The sequence below is a fragment of the Streptomyces sp. NPDC049040 genome (assembly GCF_043197715.1).
Lineage (GTDB): Bacteria > Actinomycetota > Actinomycetes > Streptomycetales > Streptomycetaceae > Actinacidiphila.
Window position 1 is genome coordinate 176,267 of sequence record NZ_JBICTO010000001.1, and the last position, 24,100, is coordinate 200,366.

Below are 24,100 nucleotides of genomic sequence, written 5' to 3' on the forward strand. Positions count from 1 at the left end.
CTCACGCGCCCATTGAGTTTCGAAGGGTAGTCAGGACGAGAAGTGCAGTCAAGAGCCATCACGCGCTCACGTACCCAATGGCTCGTTCCAGTCCGCGGCTGCGCACAACGGGCGCCCAGACACTCGGACCGTCATCGGTGAGTCCCTGGAACTCGTCGCGCCGGCGAGGTGTCGCGTACGCCTCCGACGACCTCCACCACGTGGTGCGGGCTGGCCCGGCCGAGGCCGCACACGGCGTTCCGCATGCTCTCCGCGCTGGACGACTCCGCCCGCGGCCAGGGCTGGCTCGACAGCCTGATCACCACCTGAGCACCGGCGCTTGCGGCTCCGGGGCGGACCAGCTTCGCGCAGCCCGGACTCAGCCACTGATTCCGTCACTTCCCCCAACCTCATGTTCGTGAAATTCGGCGCCTTGTCGTCTTCCTCCAAGTCTAGGCAGCCTGAGGTTATTGAGGAGCAAAGTGAAACCTGAAACCCCATCAACGAGCGATGGTCTAGCTGCTCATGGGCAAGATCGGACACCACCGGAACCAAGAGATGTAGTACTGGCCCGCCACCTGGTGGGATTGGTAGACCGCAGCCTGACGCTTGGCCCCTGGTCCAGTCGACTCATGGCCTCGCCTACCAGCGGTGGTGCCTAAGCTCGGCAGACAGCGCCGACCCAGGTGTGCGAGGTGGTCCAAAGTGAGCGATGAAGATGACCTGCGGCTCTGCTGAAGCGATGGGGCGGAGACCCGGCAGGTCGTGGTCTTCTCGCACGACACCAGGCCTCCCGATGCCCTGCGCTATCGACGCATCCCGGCGACGGTCCTGGAGATCAGCCGACAGGACCACTCGCAGGTGTCCGCGCGGGCCGCCGACGACCCGGTCCAGCTCGCACTGGACGAGGCGCGGGAGGTCGTCGGGGACCTCGCCGGCGCGCCCGAGGTCCTGGCGGAAGTCCTGCCCGGGCTCTGCCGTATCGCCCTGGAGGCCGCACTCCACGAGGTCGTCATGCGGCGGGTGTTCGGCCCGGGTACGCCGTCGTGGAAGACAATGAAGATCGAGGAGTCCCTCGGCAAGGGCGGGAAGCTCGTGCAGCTTGCCTCGCTGGCACTGTTCGGCGAGCGGCGTGCCAGCAGCCTGATCCACGCTGAACTCACCCAGCGGCTCGGAGCGGAGACGTCCCACGTCATCAGCTGGTGCAACCGGGACTCCCACACGGCCGTCGACGTCAGCGATCCGCTGGCCCGGATCGACCGGACCGCGCGGGTCGCGAGGGGTTGAGGCGGCTGTGACCCCCGCAGCGCGACTTTCGACAGTCGACACCCCCCTCATCACCGGTCCAGTGCCGACGGCAGCAGGTCGTCCGATTCCGCCGATGCGTCCGCGGTTGCCGGCCGACTGCGAGCGCCCGCACGGTCCACACGCGCGCCTGCGCTTTTCTCCTGCGGCGTGTGCTGGACGACTGGCTGAACGCCTGCCTGCAAGCCCAACGCCCCGCACTTCTGCGCTGCGGCACCGCACCAAGACCGCATGGCTCGCCCAGCATGCTGGATCCGCCCTGGCGGGACGCTACGCCGCTACCTGGCACGGCCTCAGCCTGGCGTGCCACTACCACTGCTCGGTCCTTCCTCCAACGCCCGCGGAGCTGTGCGGATGGCGGGACGACGTGGCGGCAGTCCTTCGCGGATTCGAGGACCTGGCCCAGGAACCGTAGAGAGCTCACGGCCGAGGGTAAGCGGGCTACCATCGAGAAAAGCGCCGTGAGCTCGGAGTTACGGTCAACCGAGTCCGCCCCGAGAAGAACGACGGCGATCGCGGGATGCGAACGATCTCGTAGTGGAGGCACTGACCCCCCGCCCGCTCATGACTCCTCATCCGTCTTCAGGTAAACCGCGAGTCGTGATCACCACAGAAGCCCGGTGAGCCGATACCCGGCCCAATGGCGCGGGGACGGCAAGGATTCTAGGCCGATCTGTATATCAAGATCCTCTGCCCATGACGGCTGCTCAGCATCCAGCACTTCTTCAGCTTGGCGATTAACGTGGTCGGCAGTCTCAGAACGCCATTTCGCAAACCGCAGGTAGTCGACCGCGCGACGGTGCGCGTCGACCACGTGCTCTCCCGAGGCAAGTCCAGCGTGCAGCATCGTCATAAAAACGCTCGCCATAACGTCCGAAACCGGCCAGAGCGTAGAGAGGGCGGCTCTGGCGCCTCGCGCGAGAAACGCAGAATCCACCGCACGATAGTGCTGAAATGCCAGCTCTGTCCGAGGATAGGCACCCGATCCACAGCTCGCCAGGAGGGCCAGCCTGACGCCGCGGAAATCACCGGCCTCCAATAGATGCGCCACCGTCAACCGTCCGGATCCGCCATCCGCGGGTGATAGGAGAAGTCCTGAAGCGAAATGATCCGCCTCGTTGACACAATGCGAGGCGATGTGGATGACGCTAGCAGCACGAGCCGAACTCAGTACTGCTGTGGGTGTAGCAGCGTCTCCGCGGAAGAGAGTGGCGCCTCTGCGGAGATGACGAATCATCCGAGCTTCTAGATCAATTCCCGGAAGGTCGTTACCGTAGGCCGCCATGACAACGTGATCGTCGGGCAATGGATCGGGGAGCCTGGTAAGTCGTTCCAAGACGCGCGCCGTGGGCGCATACGTAACGCTGTCAAAGCAGTCGAACAAGAGCGGCGCATCTGGCGCCGTAGAAACTGGCGCTGCATGCAACGGCAATAGGTCTAGCAACCACGTAGGGCTGAGAACGAGGTGACGCACACCCTCGGACGTCATTACATCACGAAGCGGTCCCGCAATGGCAACAAGCCAGCGGCGCAACTGATCTCCGCGCTTGGCTTCGTATGCTGGCTTACCATCGACCGGGTTAATCCACTCCTCTATTGCCCGTCGCAGGCTCATCATATTCAGGTCCGGAAGTCGGATGAGTCCGGACCGAGTGGATCCACCATCGGTCCGAGCCCAAGCCACTTGCGGGCGATCCGGCTCGATCAAAATCAGATGCGCCATCGCACGGTCGTCACCTCCGAGCGCTCGTAGCACAGGCGCTAGCAGAGCGCTTGGGTTCGAAGTATCCTCAGCAGCCGCCCTTCGCTCGGGTTGGTTGTGTCCACGAAGAACCGCCCGCGTGTTTCGGACGCGTTCCTCGGCAGCGCGTGCGACGCGTTTGAGCCTCGTGTCCGATTCCCCGTGGGAGAGATACGCCTCCACGAGGTCGCGCCGTGCCCGCGCGTGAGCGATTTCCGCCTTCTGTACTGCCCTCCACGCTTCACGCACTAACGGGCTACTCCCTGGTTCACCTACGAGGTGCCCGAGCGCATCATCGAGATCTTCGCCCTTCGCGTGCTCGGCAGCAATGAAAGCGATGGCGCCCTGCTCGTCGTCGTCGACTGGCCAAAGACCCGGCAGTACTGCCGACGGGTCACCTCCGGTCAGAGCGCGCAACGCCTTTGTGGCACGTTTTGCACTGGCTTCCACAATGTCGCCTGCAACACGAATGGAGAGGCTTGTCATAATCCGCGGGGTAACGTCGCCGGCCGCCGCTCGCAGAAAATCAACTCTGACCACGCCTGCTCTGGCCAAAAGCAGCAGTTCACAAGCGCCTTCGATGTAGCGAAGATCGTAGTAATACGACACGGAGATTCTGGGGAGTCCGGATGAGTCGCGGGGAAGAAGTAGTTGGACCTCACAGACATCCTCAGCGTTCTTAGATATCCCGAGGGCGTATTCGGCGCCCTCGTGGATTCGGCGGACAGCCTCCACCCCGTGTTGATCCTCAACCGTTGCGTACCACCATGGAAGTGCCCCCAATCGCGTATGGAAGGACCAGTAGCCCTCAGAGATGATTCTCCGAGTCATCCACTCCGGGGCTGACACCATACCGGCCAGCGCAATACTGGGGATAGGGTCACCACTTCCTCGTGCGCCCACGTCTGGCACTGATCCCGGTGCGGCAGTCTCATAGGTGTGGTTGCAAAAATACCGTTCCAGGCAGGCATCTTGGAAAGGGGTGTCGTCAGGATGGCTTTCCAGTAGCGAAACCTCAAGATCGGTTAGCCTATCAATCACCTCAGCCAGAACCAATTTCCTTCGGAGAAGCTCGCTCTCAAGTGATGCCAGAGCTTGGAAACCGAATGTTTTCAGCAGGGCATCACGCTGCCTCTCGACGGTATACGCGACAAATCGCAACGCGGTGAGATCTACGAGGAAATCCTTAAGGTGTTGCGGGCTCCGCGCCCCTTCCGGTAGACGTACGGAACTCTCCGAAAATTCCTCTTCCGCAGCCTGGTTAATCTGCTTGCTATGATATTCACTCAACTGCTGAAACAACGATACGCCGACACTGGGTCCAACACCATTCCTGAGATACTCTCCGAAGACCCGGGGCGAGTGGCTGGTCAAATCCCTGAGTACGTCGGGATCGTCGCCGATGGACCAGCGGGTCCGGACCTCGACGCCAGTCTCAGCTGCCCCGATAACGCTGGTGCGCGCCGCACACCACCACGCAATGAGTCCTTGGCGAGTCGCCATAAGATCGACCGCGAGTACGTCGGTAGAGGGAGACCTGCGCAGTGTTTCCAGAACGGAATTGATCAGCGCCTCAACCCCGTCAGACGAGGGGAGTTCGGGGTGCTGCGCGTCAACTAGATTCTTACGAATCTGCTGAAGAGATTTGACTCCGATCTCCCCCATGGCGATTTGCAAGACAATGAGAGCCTTCGACACAGACCCAGATGAATTAGCCCAGGCGTGGATCTCGGCATTGCGCTGTGAAGACAGGAATCGCCGAAGTACGGCGGCGGACAGATCCTGCCACCACTGGGACCTCAGGGCATCCAGGGACGCCTCTGCGCCCCCCACCATGTGCTTCCCCTCACCACTCATGTCCTTGGCGTCCATCCTTACGCTGGTGGTCACAACTGCGAGCGGCAGGTTCCAACCGCCTGCACTCCGTGGCCCGACTACAGCGTGGAGCAGCCCGCGGACGACACCTGGCCCATCCCATAACGGAACGGCCTACACCAGACTTGACGCGCGGGCCGTGCGAGAGGCTACCGCTATGACTCGTCGCTCCTCTCACAGCAGCCCCACGTCTCAGCCGAGAGTGGCTCCCACCTTTGCAAGCGACACTCCCGCGATGACCCCATCTGCGGCACAGAGCTGGCTGTGCACAAGGCTCCCCACGCTGCGTCAACGTGCCGACCGCGAAGGGTGGCGCGAGCAGCTGGAGGTGGAGGTCAGAGCGGTTCGCCAGGGACGGTCTGCGGTGGAGTCCATCCGTCTGCTCCCGTTCGGTCCCGCCGGGGCCGAACGGGGCGGTTCGCCTCTCTCCTTCGATGAACTGTGGGAACCCGGCCCCGCCGAACTCCAGTACCAGTGCCCCCGTTCCGTCTGCATGGTTCGGGGCCGCAATCAGGACGCCACGGAGCCCTGGTGCCATCTCGATGACCAGCCGATGCGCCCGGCGTCGCCGTCTTCGGAGGGCTGATGGACGGCGTGTTGTCGGGGCTCGGTGGGAAACTCACCGAGCGCTGGGCCACGCTTCTTGCACTGCCAGGACTTGCCTTCGCCGCAACATTGATCCTTGCTTGGTGGGTGCGCCCGCTCGGTCCGCGACGAGCTGCAGATCCCAAAGCGATCATGCAGCGCCTCGACTCGCCGCTCGACGCGTGGCTCCGCGATGGCATACACGAAGCTGCCCTCATCTGCGCTATCGCCCTCCTCGGCTCGGCGTCCGCACTGGTCGCGAACGAACTGGGCGGTGTGATAGGCCGCTTTTGGCTCGGGCGCCACCGCTGGTTCACTCAACTCATGCGTGGCTCTCTTGCCCATCGTCGAGACCTTGCCCGGTCCGCGGTACTCGATCCCACGCGGTATCAGGTCCCCGAAATCTACCTCCCGGCAACGGCCACGCGCATCGGCGATTCCTTTCTTCTGGTACAAAAGAGGATCCAGGCCCAATACGATGTTGGGCTGAGTCGGCTCTGGCCTCGGCTGTGGCAGCTATGCGACGAGGCAGAGCGGTCTCTCGCTCAACAGGCGTGGGATCAGTACCGCGCTGCCACCGTTCGCGCTGCATGGTCCGTCGGCTATCTACTCCTGTCGGTGTGCTGGTGGCCCGCCGGTTTCGTCGGAATTTTTCTCGGCCTCACTGCCCATCTTTCCGCGCGCCGCTCGGCCGCCGAGTTCTCAATGGCAGTTGAAGCGCTCGTAGACGTGAAGATCGTCGCCACCGCCACCGCACTCGGCGTCCCTCTACCGCACGGGAGATTTACACGAGCCGACGGTCCCGCACTGGAAAACGTTCTGGACAAAGGGAGCATTATCCCCCTACCCTCCGGCTGAGCGCGCACCGGCATCGACTCGCCCGTCACGCCTGGAAGCACCGCCACTCCCGCGTCCGTCAGGTTCGGAACAACACGGCCGTGTCGGCCTCCGCGATTCAGAATCTGAACTGCATGGCTGCGCCTGGTGCGCGGAGGTCGGAATCCGGGTGACAGCGTGAGCGTGGATAGACGACCTTCCTGGTGTTCGAGTGAGTCCTGCCGGGAGCGCGACCTTCGTCCTCCCATTGCGCCACATTCTGGGACTTCAACGGTCCGCGCGACGGAGTGGAGGCGCCGCTGCTGTCCGTGCGGCGTGCTAGGCATGGCTTCATGCACTCTGCCGCACCCCTGCCTCACCTGGATCTCACGGAAGCGCAGTGGAGACTCCTGGCACGGCTGGCCGAAGGATCGGTTCCGGACCCAAGCGATCGGCCGGCCTTTGTCGGGGCGCTGGCCTTGGACGGGCTGGATGCGGATCTGGCCCGGGAGGACTTGCCAACGCTCCGGTGGATGAAGCTGGTCGACCTGGCCGACGGATCGCTGGCGATCACCGATCTGGGTGCTGCCATCCACTTCCGGGCGCTATACGAGTCCTCGCAGGAGAGGCTCGCCGAGATTGCCCGCCTGGCCGACCTGCGCGAGGCGGTGGCCCCGCAGTTCGCACGGGCGGTGCGAAGGCTGACTGATGGCTCCTGCTCGCTGCCAGAGGCGCTGGCGGGTATGGACGAGACCCAGTGAAATGCGGTGGGGATCACGGCACCTCGTGCCCCTCGAAGAGGACGTCGACCGCGGCATGGTGCGCCTTCCGGTCAGCCGCGGCAACAGGCCACACTTCAGCTGTGGTCAGCTCCGCCTCCGTGATCACGGGGCCAGCCAGGATCTCCCCCAACAGCTCGCTCTGGGGCGCTTCGAGATCGGTGAGACGGCGCAGTACCGTGAGCAGATCGATGAGTTCCCTCGTCCATTCCTGCGGCCAGCGCTCCGCGTGAATGTCGTCCAGGGGGCTCGTCCGCTTGCTGGTCGGCGCGGCCTTCCGGTATCCGAACCACTTGCTGACGATCTTCATGCCGCCGACGCCGTACGCCCACACAGCATCGGGAACGGGAGCGAATGACCCGTCCCCGAGGTGGAGCGTCCGTGTCGCTGCGTCGTACTCCAGTCGATCAGGGATGCGGCTGCCGATCTGCGTCAGGTAGCGGACCTGCCGCTCGTCCCCCAGGGGGAACTGCACGTCACCGACGAGCCGTCCGTTGGCAGGGTCGGCGCACTGGTCGCCGTAGGTCGAGGCCCATAGGATCTCCCGGCCGAGCCCGACTGCACGTGCCCACAGCGCTCCGTCTCGGGTCAGGGGCATCCGTACGCCCGGCGTCAGCAATTCCTCGGCGAACCTCTGGGTGAAGGCGTCGTGGCCGGCCACAGCCACGACATAAGCGGCGAGGTCGGTGGCCGTGACTCGGTCCTGGTTCGTTTCGCGCGCCAGGTAGGCGAGCAGTCCCGGCGGCAAGTTCGGCGACCCGTCCGGGTGCAGGAGCGGCAGGATCCGGCCTCCGCGGCCGTTGAAGTGGTGCGTGTCCGGGATGAGGTGCGTGCCCACGATGGCAGGGCCGGAGTCGATCTCGTGGGAGGACTGCTGGTTGAGGAAAATCTGCCCTGCCTGGAGGGACGCCCACAGGTCGGGTCGCGGGTAGTCGAGCACTCGGCTGTCAGCGATCAGCCACTGGCGGTCGAAGCTGCGAAGCGAGATGCGTATGAGGTTCGGGCGGACATCGGTCTCCTGCACCAACGAATAGGGATGGGCGGGCTGCCCCGGTAACGGCTCCCTCCTGGTGTTCAGATCGCTGTCTCGCGTCTCCTTGAATTGCTTGGCCTTGAGGGCCGGGTCACCACCTCGAACCAATGTGGTCCACCGCCGGCGAAGTACGTCGTCAGATGGGTCGCTCACCCATGAGCGGTTGGACTTCGCACCGGGGCTGCCCCAAGGGAACATGTCGTCCAGCGCGGGGAAGTCCTCCCAACCGGACTGGGTGACGGGTGTGAACGGCCGTGGGCTCCGGGAGTGCGCGTCGCGCCAGCCGTCGTCATCGATCTGCACCGCGTGCAACTGGACGAACTTGTCCGCCCGGCGGCCGGCGAGGGCCCGGTAGTGCACTCTCGCCCGGTGCCCCTTGGGGCGTTCGACTCCCGCCTTGCGGAGGAATATGGAGATCGCCAGTGGCTGCGCAACGCCGGGGAAAGGGCGGGTGGCCACGTCGGAGCGGTGTCCCTCCGGAGACAGGTTGATGATCCAGCCCTCGTCACAGGTGCGGCGCAGGTACTCCCGCATGCCGCGGCCGCCAGGACCCGTGGCCCAGCCCGAGGGCATGATGAAGCAGACCACGCCGTGGCGTTCGCCGTCGTCCGCATCGAAGACCTTCCAGGTGGCCCAGCGCCAGAAGTACACGTACATGTTCTTGAGCACGTGCTCGTAACGCCCGTTGCCCGGATAGCGGAAAGCCTCGAGCAACGGCTCCTCGGCGCGGTCGGTGCGCTTCTCCACCCAGCCGCCGCGGTCTTCGGCCTTGTCGTCGTAGGGCGGGTTGGCGATCACGACGGTAACGGGGACGTTGGCCTTGACGTTGTTCGCTCGCCGTCTGGACTCGGACAGGGCGTCGTACGTGGAGGCCAGGTATTCGTCCTCGACGAACGGGTTGTCGAGGGTGTCGGTGACGAAGAGGTTGAGTCCTCCGTCAGGCAGCGGGGCTTCGTAGCGCTTGAGCAACTCGGAGGCCCTCAACTGCGCGACGGCGAACGGCCCCATCTGCATCTCGAACCCGTACAGCCGCGGGGCGAGGCGCGAGATGGCATCGGCGGACATCGCACGTCCGGCGCCCTCGGCGGCCTGCTCGGCGACCCGTTCGATGATCGTATGGAGAAAGGTCCCGGTACCCATGGCGGGATCGACGATCCGAACGCCGTCACTGCGGAACCCTTCGGGTTGACCGAGCCGCGTGCGCAGTACGTCCTCGGTGAGACGCACCATCTCTTGAACGACCTCGTGCGGCGTGTAGTACGAGCCGCTCCGCTGGCGCAGCGCGGGGTCGTAGATCGTGAGGAAGTGCTCGTAGAGGTGAAGGTAGGCGTCACGGTTGCCTGCGCGGATGGCCGGCCAGTCCACCTGGGCGATGGTTCGACGCAGCAGCTCCAACGTGACGGTGAACCGCTCGTTGACGTTGTCGGTGAGGAGTTGGAGAGCCTTCCCCATGAGGGCGTGGTCGGCATCCAAGCGGCGACCGATGTCGTGGAGGCCGATTCCGTCCTGCAGCACGTCCTCGGAACGAGCGAGCAGCAGGGCGAAGGTGACTGCCTGGGCGTAGCCGTCGGCGAAGGTCGCGTCGTCCGCGGACGGGAACAGCATCCTCCGCCAGTCATTCTTGAGCCCCGTGAACGGCCGGGCGCGGACATCGTCGTCCCTCTTGGACGATCGGGCCTCGACTGACAACTGCTCGAGGACGGCGGCGCGCAGCAACCGGCAGAGCGGAGCTACGTGCTGCACGAGCCGGGCAACGCGCTTGATGGCTGAGGGCTTCCACACTAGGAACTGCTTCAGCAGCGCATCCAGTGCCCCCGGGTCCGCCGGAGCCAGCGTCTCGCCCGCCGAGTTGAGCGATCCGGTGAAGTAGACCGTCTCGCCGAGCTGCCGCCCGTCGCGGAACAACCGCCACTCCGTGCCATTGGAGTACAGCAGGTTGGGCAGGTTCCGCAGTTTCTCCCACTGCGCACGGTTGCTCTTGCCGAAGGTGTCAGGGTCCACCGACAACCCCGGCTTCTTGAGCTCGATGTAGCCCGCCAGCTCCCCGCTCGCACGGATGGCGTAGTCGGGTCGGACTCCCAAGTCAGGGACGCGGAACTCGTCGTGCCAGGAGACCTCGTGCTGCTCATGGTGCTCGCCGACGGTCTGGAGCAGCACCTCAAGAGGTGCGCGTATGGAGGCTTCCGGGCTACCGCCGCCCGACAGTTTGACCTTGCAGGCGCGTCCGAACTCCGACACCGCAGCGAGTAGCCAGCTATCCAACCCCCCTGACATCTTCCCCCCAAAGGATCGAGTCAGGGCGCCGATGGTATCTACGTACGGTCATCAGGGGAAGACAGATGGTCAACATGCGGTCGGACCACCGGAGCACTGTGGGGGCGCACTCGCCCCGATCGCCATAGCCGCGCCGCGCCAGCGCCATAATCGGCTCGTGACCCTTACACGCCGAGTCCTTGAGGAGCGCGGATTCCGAGGATTCGTACACTTCTCCCTTCTGGCGACCCAGCTGCTCCCCCTCGACGGCGGGATCTACATAGTGATCAGGGCTTCCGACGCCGCACCGACCTTCCTGACTACCAGCACGGCGGGGTGGCGCAAGGGCAACAATCCCGCGGTGAGTACATCGCAGCTTGCGGCCAAGTGGGTCGAAGGCGCGGAGGTCCTCTACATCGGCAAGGCGGACGCGGGCACTCCGGCCAACCACGGCATTCGCGGTCGGCTCAGGCAGTACGCCCGCCACGGCCTCGGCGGAACCAGTCACCACGGCGGACGGTACATCTGGCAGCTGCAAGACTCTGACGCCTTGCTGGTCGCGTGGAAGCCGACACCTGATCCCCGTGGTGAGGAGAACGCCTTGTTGGCCGAGTTCGAGACGCTGCACCATGCTCTGCCCTTCGCCAACCTCAGGCACTGACAACTCGATGGCCCAGTAAGGGAAACCGCACTCGCCACGGGGCGGCCTCCCGTACGCTGCGGCAGTGAACGCCGACGGCGTCGGGCTGTTCCACGCCTCTGGGGGGACATCGCATGCAGGATTCTTCGGACTCGATGGAGGCCGCCGAGCCCGAGGAGAACGGCCGGCGCGATTCCGCCGACGCACCTGCTGCGGACAGCCCTGCGTCCCGCTCCGGTGGCGACTCGACCGCGGCATCGACGGCCCTGGTGGAGGTACGGCCGGGGGTTGCTGTCGCTTTCGGGGAGATCCCCGCAGAGCTCGCTGCGGAACTCAAACTCGATCCACTGGACTTTGGCCTCGTGTCGGTCGACGACCGCGCACGACTCGCGGCCGCAGCTCTCGCCTCGATCGGCAATGCGGCGACTGTAGGCGGCAACCTCGCAAAAGCGTTCGCCGGTGTTGAAGGGATCTACAGACTCAGCGAGACGACGAGGGCGTTTCTGAGCGCCGGCGGAGCGCTCGCAGCCAAGGACGGCGCGAATCTCGGCGCAGTGATCGCCAATGGCCGGATAGTCCATCAAGCCCGCTTGATCCCTGTAACAGGAGTGAGCGCGGCCGAGTTCGCAGCGGCCGCCGGGCCCGCGCTGGCCATGGTCGCGCTTCAGGCGATGCTGGGCGAGGTCACCGGCCTCGTCAGGACCAACGTCGCGCTGACAAGCGAAGTCCTCACGACCATGCGCCACGGGCAGTGGGCCGAGCTGACAGCTCTCGTCGACACGGTCGATCGCGCAGTCAGTCGCGCTCGCGAGCTCGAATCGGTCACGACGACCGAGTGGGAAAAAGTCGCAGCCAAAGAAGACGCTCTGCGTAAGCAGCGCGAGACGTACCGACTGAACGTGGGCGAACACGTTCGGCAGCTCGGTCGGCTCGACACGCACGGCCGACGTGAATACCTCGAGACGAACGCCAGGGCAATCGTCTTCGACGCCCACGCCCTCCTGTCTTCACTCAAGGCATGGACCGGCTACCAGACGCTTCACGCTGCGCGGGCGAGAGCCGCTGGTCGCGAAGACGCCGACGAGGCACGGCTCGTCGAGATCATCGAGCGCGAGACCGGCGAGGAGCTCAACTCCGCCCTGGCACAAACGACGAGCCTCGTCGACTCGCTGACGAGGGAGCTACACATCATCGCCGAGCTCCCCGGGCCGGCGTCAGTGCCACTGATAGGAAAGTGGAAGGACGCGAAGAAGGCTCGCCTCACCAGTGCCCAACTTCTGGAGGCGATTCAACCCCTTGCCGACGCTCTCCGTCCGCCGACCCCTCCGCTCGGAACTCCAGGCGTCGTCTGCGCGCCCAAGTCGCTCGATCTCGAGCGGTATCTCCGGATCCTGCGCTGGCGCGTCGAGGACGGTGAAACCCTTCGCGTCCTCGGTCTCGACGCCCCCGCTCGAATCGGTGCGATCCTTGATGGAGCAAAGGAAAAGGTAGCGCCGGCGATGGACAAAGCAGCGGCGAGAAACCTGGTCGCCGTTACGGACCGCCGCATCATCACGGCCAAAGCGAACGCGTTCCTCGGACAGGGTGAGATCGGTCAGGTCATCCCGATCGACCGTGTGCGATACGTCCGGGCACCGGCCGCGCGGGACGGGAACGGGCGCTCGGTGATCGACCTCATCACGGCAGAAGACAACATCCGGTGGGTCTTCGACTCCGACATCGACAGCACTCATGTGGCCGCGCTCGCCGCCGTACTCGCAGAGTCGATGAACATCCCGGACGACGAACGGACCCAGCTCCAACGGCCGCAACTCGCCTCGCTGAAAGCGGGCACAAAAGGCGAGAGCGGCGATACGGAGTCCGGGGAGCCGTCTGGATCTGATGCCACGGCCGCCGATGCGGGGTGACTCTCAAGCCAAACTGGGCCGATTACGTGCGGTGGCACCCCTTGTTCGGTTCAAGGCGTATGCGCCGGGCCAGCTCCAGTTCCGCGATATCAACCTGCCGACGGCTCGCCGGCTGAGGCGGCTGGCTTCCTGCGGTCCATCGAGCGGGCGGCTACACCACGGTGATAGCGCCGTCCGCCTCGAACCGCAGCGCCCGGTGCCGATGCATGGCCGCCACCCGCTGTTAGGAGCCGCATTTCAGTGGAGCGGTTCGAGCCCGGTCAGGAGATAGGCCACGTCGAGGCCCGCCGTGAGGTACTGCTCGAACACCTCGTTGTTCAAGGCCCAGGGCGACCGCTTCCGCCGGATCAAGTCCACGGCAACGCTCGGGTCGCTGCCCAGTTCGACCAGCGCCTGGCCGACGACCAGGCCCGAGCGGTTGTAACCGGAGTGGCAGCGTACGAGGACGGAACGCCCCGCCCGAACCGCGGCGGAGACGCGAATGGCCAGTTGCTGAACCGCACGGATCTGGTCGGGCACCAGCGGGCCGTCGGGGAGTTCGACGACCACGTGCTCGACGGTGGCCGACGGGCCGTGACCGGCGAGGGTGAAGAGACTCACCACGAGGTCGAACTCGTCCCCCACGACCGCTGGCTGCAACTCGCCGGCTCTGTCGGTCCAGTAGTGGCCGCCCATCCACAGGCCGGGACGGATCTCGCTCCACGGCTCACCGGGCCCAGGGACGTCCCGATCTTTCTGGCGCGTCTTCATCGGCGCTCCCCTCCGCGAGGGAGAACGAGCGCCCGCTGTAGGTGCGTTCCCCGCCCATACGACTGGCTGGTGTCACCTCTCCCGCTGCGGGCCGAAGGACGACAACGGGGCACGTCAAACCGGGAATTCCTGGGAGCCATATGGGAGCCGACCCGCTCCCCGAGCCCCCGCGAGGCCGCCCCAGGCCCACCCATCCCAACCTTCTGACCTGCGGCAACGCCAAATGCCCAGGCAGCGGACCGGGTTCGACGGCATTCGGGACGAAGAGGCCGTGGGTTCAAATCCCGCGACCCCGACTCCAAAGCAGCAGGTCAGGGCCACCTACTCATTGAGTAGGTGGCCCTGATGCGTGGGCTGGGCGACAAGTGAGTGCCTACGGTTTCGGATCACGCGATCCCGGGAGACAGGTGTGAGCGTCCGCCTGCTGCGTTACTACGAGGACCAGGGCCTGCTCACCTCGCACCGCACCAGCGTGCGGGCACCGCCAGTACACCGCCGACGACGTACAGGACGATTACGGAGTGCGGCTCTCGGCGGTCGATCCGGTCGACGGCCGCTGTCACCGGTCCGGTGGCTCCGCGAAGACAACGACTCGCTGGGCCTCGACATCGAAGCCGAGCACCGGATGGCCGGGGTCGCCCTCCGGGTCCATCAAGACCGGCTTGCCCAAGTGCCGACCGATGTCTCCGACGAAGCCGCAGAACACGTCCAGTCGCCCCGGGCCTTGCAAATCCCGCAGGTCGACGTCGAAGTCGATCTCACCGGCGGCGTAGAAGCGGAAGATCGCCAGCACTTCGGCCGTAGGCCAGACCCGCAGGTTCGGGCATTCGGCGTCCGCCGAGCGGGACAGCACGGTTTCCGCCCGGGGGACCGGAAGCACCGCGTCGCCCTCGGAGTACCGGCACTCCCAGCCCTTCTCCGCGACGAGATCGAGGACCGCCTGCCAGTCCTCCACAGACGCATCCGGGACACGAACGTCCGGCAATGACCCCATCAAGTCCGGGTCGAAGAAGTGCTTCACGTCGTTCCACAGCAGGTCGGCCACCCCGCCATGCTCCACCGGCGCACCGACCCACCGCACCCCCATTTCCCCTGGCCAGAGGGGTAGGGGCCCCGGCCTGGGCCAGCTCGCCACGACGGTCCGACTGATCGCCGCGGTCACCCGTGCGTACGTCTACGCACCACGGACGCGCCGGCCGGATCTGCGTATCGGCGTACCGAGAACTTCGCCGACCGGCGTCTCGACAACGTCGAGGAGTTCCTGCCCGAAGAGACACAGGGTGTGCTCCCAGGGGTGACCGAAGCTGCCCGTGGACAAGTCTTCGGAGAGAAATATGTGGTAGTCGCCATCGGGGTACGGGCTCAGCGGCCACTTTTCCCGCCCGGTGCCTCCGACCAGGTGCGGAGTGAACCGGAACGACGCGTGCTGCCAGTCGAGCGCGAACAACGTGCCGGGCAAGGGAGTGCAAACCGTCAGACCTTGCTCGACCACCTCGACCACCTCGACCACCTCGACCACCTCGACCACCTCGACCAACCTGTCGAGCCCTTCGTGGTCCCGGTCGTCATCCAACCACGCCAGGCTCCAAGTGACCGAGACATCCGGTTCCTTGATTGCCGGCCACTGCGCGGGGTTCGTACTGGGACGAAACCCGAACTCCGCGGAGAAGCGCTCCCACACACGGCGAGTACTCGCTCCCCTCCAGTTGGATCATGGGCGCGCTCGTCACGAGGAAGAGCGTATCGATCACCCCGCGGCGAACACACGGTCCGGGAAGGCACAGAGATGCCGATGCCCCGAGCCCGAAGTCACCGATGCGCACCGGGATCCGGCGGTGCGTGCCTCCCCCGCCCTGGCACAACCTCACAGCACCGGCGGCCATGGCTGGGAGCACCGTTGTGGAAGGCTGAGCGGAACCAGATCCGCGACAGAGGGGCGACCACCGGCATGGCCCTGATCCACCACACCACCCTCACCCCGAGCAAGGTCGAACTGCTCGCCGGCTGGCTGCCCACCCGCCCCTGGTACCGAGGCGGACCAGGCACCCCCGTGCTCGAGAAGTCGGGTGGCTTCCGGCTGGACGACCCGGAGGGCGAGGTCGGCATCGAGTTCATGGTGGCCACCGACACGAGCGGCCCCGAGCGGACGGCCTATCTCGTACCGCTCACCTACCGCGCCGCACCGTTGGAGGGCGCCGAACAGGCCCTCGTCGGGACGATGCAGCACGGCGTCCTGGGCCAGCGCTGGGCGTACGACGGATGCCACGACCCCGTGCTCGTCACGGAGTTGCTGGCCCTCATCGAGGGCACCGCACCAGCGATGGCGCAGAGCATCACCGACACCCGCGACCACGAAGTGACCCGCTCATACGCCGGCGCCCCGTTCGGCCTGGACGGCTTCACGCCCGACCCCACCGACGACCAGGACGGGACCCGCCTTCCCACACCCGGCGGCACGATCCTGCACATCCACCGCGTTCTCGACCCCGTCGACGGGCGTCCGCCGCTGCCCCGCCAGGGAGCCCTCGGCCATGTCGCAACCGGCTGGCAGGGACCGGACGGCACCCGCCCGCGGGCCATCCTGATGACGTTGCTCGACGCCTGATCCGGGTCACGACTCAGCGGTTCGAAGACGAGTGGCTGCCCGGCGCTCCCACAAGAAGCCCCAGCCCGGCCACGACCTCCTCACCCTCCTCCACAGGCCGTGGGCAATCGCGAGCTGACGACGGTCGGCTCCCTCACGTACATCCCCCTCTGGCGCTCCACCAGCAGGCCCACCTGACGCCCCGCCCAGCACCGCCGACTGCGCGCAGTCTCCGAGCCGGAGGGGGTGGTTCATCCAGCTGGCTTTGTTCACGAGAAGCGGTTCTGGCTCAGGGTTCCGTGCAGCAGTGACTGAGCTTTGCGAGCCGGAAGGCGGTTGCCTCACTGGTCAGGGCTGGATTGATCCGGCCTACGAGGTCAGGGTGCTGATTCACGAACCGGGGAGAGCTGGCATGCACGATAGACCGCGGGTAGAGAAAGCCCTCGATGTCCTGCGTGCCGAGTTGGAGGTCGGGCGATCGACCAAGACCGAGTTGACCACTCGGGCGGCGTGGCGAGCCTTCACGCGATTCGCGCGACAGCGCTTTGCCGCCGCGCCCACCCCTGACTCAGACGGCTTGCTCTTCCAGTACGGCACGTACGCCTTCAGCGGGCGACCCAAGTTCACTTTGGACCTCGTGCGACAGTTCGACATCAGTGACAACGAGGGTGAGCACGAGCACTTCGTACAGGTTCACTGCGAACTTCGCTACGAGTGCGAACCAACCCTGGATGCCCTGGGGAGCGTCAACTCCTGGTTCTTCCACGGGGCCGATGGCGACCTCGATGAGTGGTTCGCCGCGATGGAGGGGCATCTCGAACCCCTGTTCTCCCGTGGGCACTGCGAGATCGACGTGTACGAAGAGCCGGTATAGGTCGTCACGCCGGCAGGACTCGCTTGCGTAGGAGGTAGAAGCTGGCCCAGCCGAACGTCTGGCGTGGCTTCCTCCCCATGCCCTCCCTGATGGACGTCCTGCCCGGGGCAGAGCCCCTGATCTCGAATGTCCGTCAAAGCTGATCAAGCCAGAAGGCGTCGTAGGGGGCTCGGGTCGGGCAGGAGCCGGTGGTCGCCGGATAGGAGCCCCAGGAGGCGAAGCCACTGGGCCGCAGTCGGCCGGTCGCGAGGTGACCGGCGCGCGCATGAGCCCTCTCCTCTCGGCGGTGCGTGCACAGGCTGTGGACGACGGAGGCGCTGTCGTACCTCGTCGTGACGGCCGTGCCGGAGCAGATGCGCATGCGACTCCACCTTGGTCGGGCGGTCATCGCGGGACGGTGGCACGAAATCCCGGACGCGCCCCGAGAATCACGTCCAGTAGAACAGCGACATGGATGCCGCACTCCTCGAACAGCTGCTGGACGACGCGTTCGACACCGCCGTCGTGCATCACGGCTACACCAGCTACATGCGCGACTACGAGGTCATCGTCTACGCGACAGCAGATCCCCGCACCGGCATCGAGCCGGCCCATCTGCGATACCTCTTCAGGTACTGCGTCGAGGCCCGGTGTGAGACCACGGTACGACCCGACACCTGGCGCAGCTCACTGGACGAACGCCTCATCGACCACGCGACAGCCGTCGACCTCGACGGATACGTCTGGGGCGTGAAGTGGCACTGCCTCTACCCGGGGGCCACGATCCTTCCCGCGTCGGAGACGACCCGTCGTTGGGCGCAGGCCGTGGGATCGACTTCCACGAGGTGCGCCTTGAGACCAGCGCACACAGCCTCACACTGGTCTTCTCAGACCTACAGGTCAGCGAGGTCCCGACGGGATACGCGCCCTTCACCACGGATTGACCTGCCGGACGGTGACGGTGCACAGGAGTCCAGGGCACCGCGGGGAATCGGCGTCGGAGGCCCTTCCGGAAAAAGGGTGTACCGTCCGCTCCCACCGCCGGGTCGAGTCCGACCGCTGGGAGCGGAGGGGCGACGCCGCTCGACCGTCACCGCAACCGGGCCGGCTTCGCCGAACTCGCTTCCGGCCATGGGTACGGGCTGACCATCGTGTCGAAGTAGCCCTCGGGGGCCTCTTCGAGGAAGTCCAGCAGGTTGTCCAGGAAGGCGCGCAGGGGCGGGGTCGCGTTGTGCCGGTCCAGATCCTCCTGGGATCGCCAGACCTCGTACAGGAAGAGCCGGCCGTCGTCGTGGGCGTGCAGGTGGTACTCCAGGTTGCCTTCCTCCTGCCGGGTGGGCTCCACGAGAGAGGCGAGGAGGTCGCGCACTTCGCGGGCGCGTTCCGGCTTCGGGCGCAGGAATCCGTAGAGGGAGATGGGTGCTTGGGCTGTTGTCATGCAGCCCACGCTAGGATCTGACATCAGTGTGAGGTTCAAGATCGGCGCCCGTGAGGTGGGTCACATGAAGATCGGCGATCTGGCCCGGGAGACAGGCGTGAGCGTCCGCCTGCTGCGTTACTACGAGGACCAGGGCCTGCTCACCTCGCACCGCACCAGCGGCGGGCACCGCCACTACACCGCAGACGCGCCGACCACCGTCACGCAGATCCGCACTCTCCTGGCCGCGGGCCTCCCCACCCGCGTCATCCGGGACCTCATGCCCTGCTTCATCGGCGACGGCCCCACCCTCGACGCCTGCGTCCAGGACCACCTGCGCACCCAACTGCACGACCTCGACACCCGCATCACCGACCTGCAGCACGCCCGCGCGTCCCTCGGCGACCTACTCGACGCCTCAGCCCGGGCATCCCGGCCCACCGCACCCTCACCCGCCTGAACCGGCCGGCCTCCCAAGCAGCCCCCCGGACGCAGCCACCCGCGTCCCAGCTGTTTGCGGCCTCCCGCCGGGGAAGGCGACGGGAAGGCGAAGGGAAGACGGCAGCCAACAGGACGACACGAAGCGCGGCGCTCAGGCGCCTCGCGCCGACCGCGGCCCTGCACCAGTTCGGCGCAGAGGGCGGACACCACCACGGGGGCAGGACACATGAACGGTGGCATCCCGCCGCTACGCGACCGCCGCATTGCCGCGGGCTTCATCGTCTTCATGTACGCATTCGTCGCCGCCCTGGTGACCTCTCTGCTCACGGCGGCACTCACGCGTAGCGACATCCTGCTGGGCATTGCCCTGGGCGTCGGTGTGATCCTCGGAGCGGCCATCGGCGCCTGGCGCATCCACATCACCCCGGAAGACGAGCGCTGAGAACGACGCCCGGACCGGATGGCGGTAAAGGCCACGTCTCGGCGCCAGCGCCGGGGCTGACTCCCGTCGGATCTCCCCCTGATCCTGACACCCGCCGACCTTCCGGCTCTTCCGGCTCTTCCGGCTCCGGGCAGGCTTCAGGCCACCGACTCCGTGAGTGGCTTGGCGCCGATAACAGCCTTCGCGTCAGCGGCCAGAGCATGCACGAACGGCTCGTACTCCTCGCACGGCATGTGAAGTACCGCTCCGCCGAGCCTCAGGTAACGACGCGCGGGGAGGCAATAGCGGCGGAACAGAGCCTGCATCTCGGGGTCGTGGCGGATCACGCCCCATCCTCTCGCGACGGGCACGCAGCTGAGGGCGTGGGGCGGAATACGTCTGCGGCGGCCCCGGGACGGGTGGCGTCACCCGGGAAAGGGGGGGTGAAGCGGGATTTTCGACAACACGGAGCGTTAGTGCTCCCCAGAAGTTAAGCGAGAGCCGAATCCCGTGGACAATTGCTGCCGGTTCTCGGGCTCTGGCTCAACTCATCTGTGGACCGGGTGCGACAAGGTGTAGCGGCCGGCGTGATGTCCCCCACGGAGGACCCATAGCCGGGGAGCCCTCTGGCCGTGGGGTGTCACGATGCGTGATGCTTCTTGGTGCCTGTGTCTTACGACGGTGAGGCATCACCGGTTCCCGTTGGGGCTTCGTCTGCCCTGCGGTCGGCGCGGTGGTGGCCCAGTGCGCGGCCGAAACGTTCGGTCAGGGCCGGCATCAGACTCTGACCCTCCGCGGGGCGTTCCAAGCCGAAGACGTAGCCGGGGAAGTCCAGGTCCTTCTGCACCGCCCAGATGGCCTCGTGCTGGTCGGGCGGCAGGATCCGGGCCGGGTCGCCGACCGCGACCCAGCCGATCGGCACCGTCGTGTCGGCTGCGAGGACGGTGCGCAGGTGTACGACCCCGTTGATGCGGACCTCGGATCGGGTGCCGATGCGGGCCCCGTTGAAGACACGGGAGCCGGTGGCCAGGAACACCTCGTCCTCGACCGTGCACCCGGTCAGGTAGGAGCCCGGTCCGACCAGGACCTGGCGCCCCAGGCGCAGGGGGTCGCGGCGGGTTCCGCGCAGGACCGCGTTCTCCATCACGATGGTGTCGGCGCCGAGTTCGACCGGGCCGCCCTCGGCAGTCAGCACCGCGCCGAACAGGACGCGGCATCCGGGCCCGACCCGCACGTCTCCGCACAGGGTCGCGGTGGGGGCGACGTACGCCGACGGGTGGACCGTGGGCGATGCGCCCTCGTGTTCGATAAGCATGTCGGCGATGATGCCGTCCGGCGGCCAGGCCAGAAGAACATTTCCGAGGCGCGAGACGACACAGGGCAATATTCGTGGCCGCTGGCAGCCGGCTGTCGACGGTTACCGGATCGCCGGCCCTCCGTGGGGAATTCTCGACGGCCGCGGTCAGGCACGGTCGTTCCGTGCCCTGGGTCGGCTGCGGTGCCGACGGGATTCGAACCCGCGAGAGGGGAGCAGGTCCGCCCCCTCCGTCAGTTCGCCTCAGGAGGGACCTCGCCCACGGCGATCGCCATGGGCCGCTCTGCCACGGCACCGCAGCCTGCGGGAAGGCGCGCCCTCCCGCTCCGGTCGAAGGTAGCGACGTCGTACTGTGCGGACGAACCCTTGTCCGCGGCCCCGGAAACCGCTGTCACGTCTCCACAGAAGTCGTGCCAGAACCGGTTCTCGCCAGCAGGGCCGACAGGCGGCCCGGTTTCAACAGCAGCATCTTTCCGGTTGTGAACCTCATCGCGTGAGGTAAAAGTGCTGGTGGGCAGCCCTACTCGACGACGCTCGCGGTCACACACCCTCCATCCTCGGGTCGTCCTACAGGTGGTCGAGGGGTTCGGCGGCGTACGTGCCGTCGCCGAGCGGGGCATCGGTCAGCTCGAATCGTTGCTCAGGGCCGGAGTGCCGCCGCGCTCTCCCGCAGCTGCGCGTGCAGTCCGCGGTGGGTCTCCCGCGTCGGCAGCCACTCCTTGCGGATCTTGGCCACGCACGTGTAGTTGGTGTCGCAGACGTTCGCCAGCGGTGACTCGACGGCCTGGGTGGCGAACTGGTACGCGTCCAACTCGCTGAATCCGTAGTCGCGCACCAGCCACTGCACCAGGTCGAGCTGGGAGATCCGGAACGCGTCCTCCAGGGGACGCGCCGATCCGGTCGAGATGATGTGCGTGTCCGACTCGATACGCGGCCACGGGGTGGCGATCCCCTTGAGCAACTCGACGATCACCACGGTGTTCATCGCGCACTCGACCGCCACCCCGCAGGTCTCCCCCTCCCCCTGCCGGGCATGCCCGTCACCGAGACTGAGCAGCGCACCCTCGACGTTCACCCCGAGGTAGCAAGTGACGCCCGCCCGCATCTCGGGCGTGTCCATGTTGCCGCCGTGCGCGTCCGGCACCAGCGCCGAGCGCACCTCCAGATTCGCCGGGGCCACGCCCACCGTGCCGTGCATCGGGTCCATGGGCAGCTCGGCCTCGAAGTCACCGTCGTGCGCGCGGAACAGCGCCGTGCGCCGCACCCGGTCCAGCTGCCAGATCCACACCGTCTCCGGCAGCGGAGGCTGCAGGCTCGCCGTGGTGTGGGTCGAGGTGAGCGCCCCGAACAGCGGCACCGTGGTGGACGCCGCCCAGTCCCGCGCAGGCTCGATCGACACGAAGTGCACCGCGACCGTGTCGCCCGGCTCCGCCCCCACCACGTGGAAGGGACCGGTCTGCGGGTTGAGGAACGGGAACTCGCACACCTCGGACACAAGGTCTCTCTCGGACCGCACCCGCCCGGCGAAGCAGTCCTCCGTGTACAGGTCGAGAACCGTGCCGGGCGCGATGCGCGCCACCGGCGGTGCACCACCGAACGTCCACGCGTACTCGCCCGCTTGGGGCCGAACCGTCAGGATCCGGGGGTCGCTCATCGCTGCGCTTCTCCATTCTGGCCGTACCCGTGGATACCCGAAAGGGCGTACCGGTGATCCTGGCCGCAGTGGAGGCCATTGTGCATTCGCCAGTCCGACGTGGCGATGGACCGGCCGTACTCCTGGTCCTTTGACGACGCGGCGCGGCTGCACAGAACCTGCTCAGCCCCAGGTGGCACGATCCGCGAGGAACGGCGCCAGGGGGCCTGCGCGCAGCAGGAACCTGCCTTGCGTATCGGCTGCAAAGTTTCGGCCTGGAGCCCGGAGGCCCGGTCCCCTGGGAGCCCGACGACCTTATGCAGCTCCACGTCGCCGGGAGCCTGGAAGAGATGGAGGCCTCCTCCAGGACCGCCGCGGCGGGCACTACGGCGCGCGCATGACCGCGGACTCATGCCGGCCCTGGTCCGAGGCGAAAACGGGCAGCCGCTGCTCGCGGACATGGTGATCGGCGACCGGGCACGCCCCTGGAACCTGCGCGGCGAGCGCGCCGTCTCCGGAGCGCCCCCGTCCGCCCTGTGGGGGACCGACCCGGCCGGCTTCGGGCAGATCGGCTGCGTCTACGCCGCGCAGGGCTTCGAGTACGACTGGTCCGGCGTCATGATCGGCCCAGACTTCGTCTGGCGCGGCGACCGCTTGGCGTTGTTCACGGGTCGGGCGGGCGCTTGTTCACCACTTCGGACGGCACCTGCCCTGGCGCTGCCCGATCGGCCGCGAGGGCCTTGGTACTCCTTCAGGGACGGAAGGTGCGGCGGTAGGTGTCGGGTGGGACGCCGACGCTTCGGTGGAAGTGGCGGCGCAGGGTGGTGGCGGTGCCCATGCCGGTGGACGCGGCGATGGAGTCCACGGTGGCGTCGGTGGTCTCCAGCAGTTCCTGGGCATGGCGAATGCGCTGGGTGTGGAGCCATTGCAGTGGTGTGGTGCCGGTGAGGTGCTTGAAGTGGCGGCCGAGGTGACGTGAGCTCATGCGGGCCTGGCGGGCGAGGTCCTCCACGGTCAGCGGCTGGTCCAGCCGCTCCAGCGCCCAGGGGAAGAGCTCGCCCAGGGGGTGGTTGCCCGGGGCGGGGAGCGGGGTGGCGATGAACTGGGCCTGGCCGCCGTCGCGGTGGGGTGGGATGACCAGGCGTCGGGCGATCTTGTTGGCGTTGGCCGAGCCGTGGTCGAGACGGACCAGGTGCAGGCACAGGTCCATGGCGGCGGCTTTGCCCGCGGAGGTGAGGACATCGCCGTTGTCGACGTAGAGGACGTCCGGATCGACCGTGGCCGCCGGGTGGCGCCGGGCCAGTTCCCGCGTGTGTGCCCAGTGTGTGGTGGCGCGTCTGCCGTCGAGCAGTCCTGCCGCGCCCAGGATGAAGGCGCCCGTGCACAGTGAGGCCACCCGGGCACCGGCCGCGTGGGCCGCACGCACCGCCTCGACCAGCTCGGCGGGCGGGTCGCAGTCGGTGTCGGCCCAACTGGGGACGATCACGGTGTCCGCGTGCGCGAGGTGGTCGAGTCCGTGGTCGGGCTCCAGTCGGAAGCGGCCGACGCGCACCGGCCCCCTCCCACAGAGGGAGAAGTCATACCAGGGATCCACGATGTGGGACAGGTCGGCTCCGAAAACCTCGACGGCCACGGACAGTTCGTAGTGGAGCATGCCGTCGGTCACGGCCAGTGCAACAGTAGGCATGTCCGAAACTGTACGCGGCATGTCGTTTCCGACACTCGTGCGGGGCGCTGCCGGAGAGACAGGATGTGGATGTCAGGCGCAGCGGA

20 protein-coding genes, 1 tRNA gene and 1 pseudogene are annotated in these 24,100 nt (G+C 66.6%); 11 read left to right on the forward strand and 11 right to left on the reverse strand.

Features of this window, described 5'->3' with window-relative positions; all coding sequences use genetic code 11:
* Window positions 1–168: 168 nt before the first annotated feature.
* Both ACGFMP_RS00800 and ACGFMP_RS00805 read left to right on the forward strand, forming a co-directional pair.
* Window positions 169–309, forward strand: coding sequence for a hypothetical protein (locus tag ACGFMP_RS00800; protein WP_393669440.1), 141 nt, complete (start codon window positions 169–171; stop codon window positions 307–309).
* A gap of 435 nt (window positions 310–744) precedes the next feature.
* Complete coding sequence (locus tag ACGFMP_RS00805) at window positions 745–1,266, forward strand: hypothetical protein (protein WP_393669441.1); 522 nt, start codon at window positions 745–747, stop codon at window positions 1,264–1,266.
* A gap of 622 nt (window positions 1,267–1,888) precedes the next feature.
* Here the strand turns inward: ACGFMP_RS00805 and ACGFMP_RS00810 are convergent.
* Window positions 1,889–4,897: a CHAT domain-containing protein gene (locus ACGFMP_RS00810; protein WP_393669442.1), complete on the reverse strand. Its 3,009-nt coding sequence runs from the start codon at window positions 4,895–4,897 to the stop codon at window positions 1,889–1,891.
* A 588-nt stretch (window positions 4,898–5,485) separates the two neighbouring features.
* Between ACGFMP_RS00810 and ACGFMP_RS00815 the strand changes: the two genes are divergently transcribed.
* Complete coding sequence (locus tag ACGFMP_RS00815; RefSeq protein ID WP_393669443.1) at window positions 5,486–6,343, forward strand: hypothetical protein; 858 nt, start codon at window positions 5,486–5,488, stop codon at window positions 6,341–6,343.
* 491 nt (window positions 6,344–6,834) lie between these two features.
* Window positions 6,835–7,062 carry a hypothetical protein gene (locus ACGFMP_RS00820; protein WP_393669444.1) on the forward strand — a complete coding sequence of 76 codons (228 nt, stop codon included), beginning with the start codon at window positions 6,835–6,837 and terminating at the stop codon, window positions 7,060–7,062.
* A 13-nt stretch (window positions 7,063–7,075) separates the two neighbouring features.
* On the opposite strand, the gene ACGFMP_RS00825 is transcribed toward ACGFMP_RS00820, so the two are convergent.
* Window positions 7,076–10,351: a type ISP restriction/modification enzyme gene (locus tag ACGFMP_RS00825; RefSeq protein ID WP_393669445.1), complete on the reverse strand. Its 3,276-nt coding sequence runs from the start codon at window positions 10,349–10,351 to the stop codon at window positions 7,076–7,078.
* 193 nt (window positions 10,352–10,544) lie between these two features.
* Between ACGFMP_RS00825 and ACGFMP_RS00830 the strand changes: the two genes are divergently transcribed.
* Entirely contained in the window at window positions 10,545–11,027 is a 483-nt protein-coding gene (locus ACGFMP_RS00830) for a hypothetical protein (protein ID WP_393669446.1), read from the forward strand.
* Between the two features lie 113 nt (window positions 11,028–11,140).
* A complete protein-coding gene (locus ACGFMP_RS00835) occupies window positions 11,141–12,913 on the forward strand; it encodes a hypothetical protein (protein ID WP_393669447.1) in 1,773 nt (590 codons plus the stop codon).
* A 237-nt stretch (window positions 12,914–13,150) separates the two neighbouring features.
* Here ACGFMP_RS00835 and ACGFMP_RS00840 read toward each other — a convergent pair whose 3' ends face one another.
* The 3 genes from ACGFMP_RS00840 to ACGFMP_RS00850 form a co-directional block, all read right to left on the reverse strand.
* The gene (locus ACGFMP_RS00840; protein ID WP_393669448.1) at window positions 13,151–13,663 is read right to left on the reverse strand and encodes a protein phosphatase; all 513 of its coding nucleotides are present in this window, start codon (window positions 13,661–13,663) and stop codon (window positions 13,151–13,153) included.
* A 559-nt stretch (window positions 13,664–14,222) separates the two neighbouring features.
* Complete coding sequence (locus tag ACGFMP_RS00845) at window positions 14,223–14,708, reverse strand: hypothetical protein (RefSeq protein ID WP_393669449.1); 486 nt, start codon at window positions 14,706–14,708, stop codon at window positions 14,223–14,225.
* Window positions 14,709–14,837: 129 nt separating this feature from the next.
* The gene (locus ACGFMP_RS00850) at window positions 14,838–15,344 is read right to left on the reverse strand and encodes a DUF2716 domain-containing protein (protein ID WP_393669450.1); all 507 of its coding nucleotides are present in this window, start codon (window positions 15,342–15,344) and stop codon (window positions 14,838–14,840) included.
* 267 nt (window positions 15,345–15,611) lie between these two features.
* Between ACGFMP_RS00850 and ACGFMP_RS00855 the strand changes: the two genes are divergently transcribed.
* Together ACGFMP_RS00855 and ACGFMP_RS00860 are read left to right on the forward strand one after the other, a co-directional pair.
* Window positions 15,612–16,268: a 1,4-alpha-glucan branching protein gene (locus tag ACGFMP_RS00855; RefSeq protein ID WP_393669451.1), complete on the forward strand. Its 657-nt coding sequence runs from the start codon at window positions 15,612–15,614 to the stop codon at window positions 16,266–16,268.
* Window positions 16,269–16,554: 286 nt separating this feature from the next.
* A complete protein-coding gene (locus ACGFMP_RS00860; RefSeq protein WP_393669452.1) occupies window positions 16,555–17,121 on the forward strand; it encodes a hypothetical protein in 567 nt (188 codons plus the stop codon).
* Between the two features lie 1,069 nt (window positions 17,122–18,190).
* Here ACGFMP_RS00860 and ACGFMP_RS00865 read toward each other — a convergent pair.
* Window positions 18,191–18,538, reverse strand: a complete 348-nt coding sequence (locus tag ACGFMP_RS00865) for a putative quinol monooxygenase (RefSeq protein WP_393669453.1) — start codon at window positions 18,536–18,538, stop codon at window positions 18,191–18,193.
* Window positions 18,539–18,602: 64 nt separating this feature from the next.
* Here ACGFMP_RS00865 and ACGFMP_RS00870 point away from each other — a divergent pair, with 64 nt between their 5' ends.
* Both ACGFMP_RS00870 and ACGFMP_RS00875 read left to right on the forward strand, forming a co-directional pair.
* A complete protein-coding gene (locus tag ACGFMP_RS00870) occupies window positions 18,603–18,977 on the forward strand; it encodes a MerR family transcriptional regulator (protein WP_393669454.1) in 375 nt (124 codons plus the stop codon).
* 207 nt (window positions 18,978–19,184) lie between these two features.
* Complete coding sequence (locus ACGFMP_RS00875; RefSeq protein ID WP_393669455.1) at window positions 19,185–19,400, forward strand: hypothetical protein; 216 nt, start codon at window positions 19,185–19,187, stop codon at window positions 19,398–19,400.
* A 137-nt stretch (window positions 19,401–19,537) separates the two neighbouring features.
* On the opposite strand, the gene ACGFMP_RS00880 is transcribed toward ACGFMP_RS00875, so the two are convergent.
* The 4 genes from ACGFMP_RS00880 to ACGFMP_RS00895 all read right to left on the reverse strand — a co-directional run bounded on the left by ACGFMP_RS00880 (window position 19,538) and on the right by ACGFMP_RS00895 (window position 22,348).
* Window positions 19,538–19,726 carry a DUF6000 family protein gene (locus ACGFMP_RS00880; RefSeq protein ID WP_393669456.1) on the reverse strand — a complete coding sequence of 63 codons (189 nt, stop codon included), beginning with the start codon at window positions 19,724–19,726 and terminating at the stop codon, window positions 19,538–19,540.
* 326 nt (window positions 19,727–20,052) lie between these two features.
* Window positions 20,053–20,694, reverse strand: coding sequence for a gamma carbonic anhydrase family protein (locus ACGFMP_RS00885; RefSeq protein ID WP_393669457.1), 642 nt, complete (start codon window positions 20,692–20,694; stop codon window positions 20,053–20,055).
* Window positions 20,695–20,875: 181 nt separating this feature from the next.
* Window positions 20,876–20,990 (reverse strand) — tRNA-Arg (locus ACGFMP_RS00890).
* 344 nt (window positions 20,991–21,334) lie between these two features.
* Window positions 21,335–22,348 carry an acetamidase/formamidase family protein gene (locus ACGFMP_RS00895; protein ID WP_393669458.1) on the reverse strand — a complete coding sequence of 338 codons (1,014 nt, stop codon included), beginning with the start codon at window positions 22,346–22,348 and terminating at the stop codon, window positions 21,335–21,337.
* Window positions 22,349–22,596: 248 nt separating this feature from the next.
* Here ACGFMP_RS00895 and ACGFMP_RS00900 point away from each other — a divergent pair.
* A pseudogene (locus tag ACGFMP_RS00900) lies at window positions 22,597–22,981 on the forward strand (DNA/RNA helicase domain-containing protein); the annotation flags it as partial.
* 97 nt (window positions 22,982–23,078) lie between these two features.
* On the opposite strand, the gene ACGFMP_RS00905 reads toward ACGFMP_RS00900, so the two are convergent.
* Window positions 23,079–24,014 (reverse strand): helix-turn-helix domain-containing protein, encoded by a 936-nt coding sequence (locus ACGFMP_RS00905; protein WP_393669459.1) that lies wholly within the window; start codon window positions 24,012–24,014, stop codon window positions 23,079–23,081.
* Window positions 24,015–24,100 lie beyond the last annotated feature (86 nt).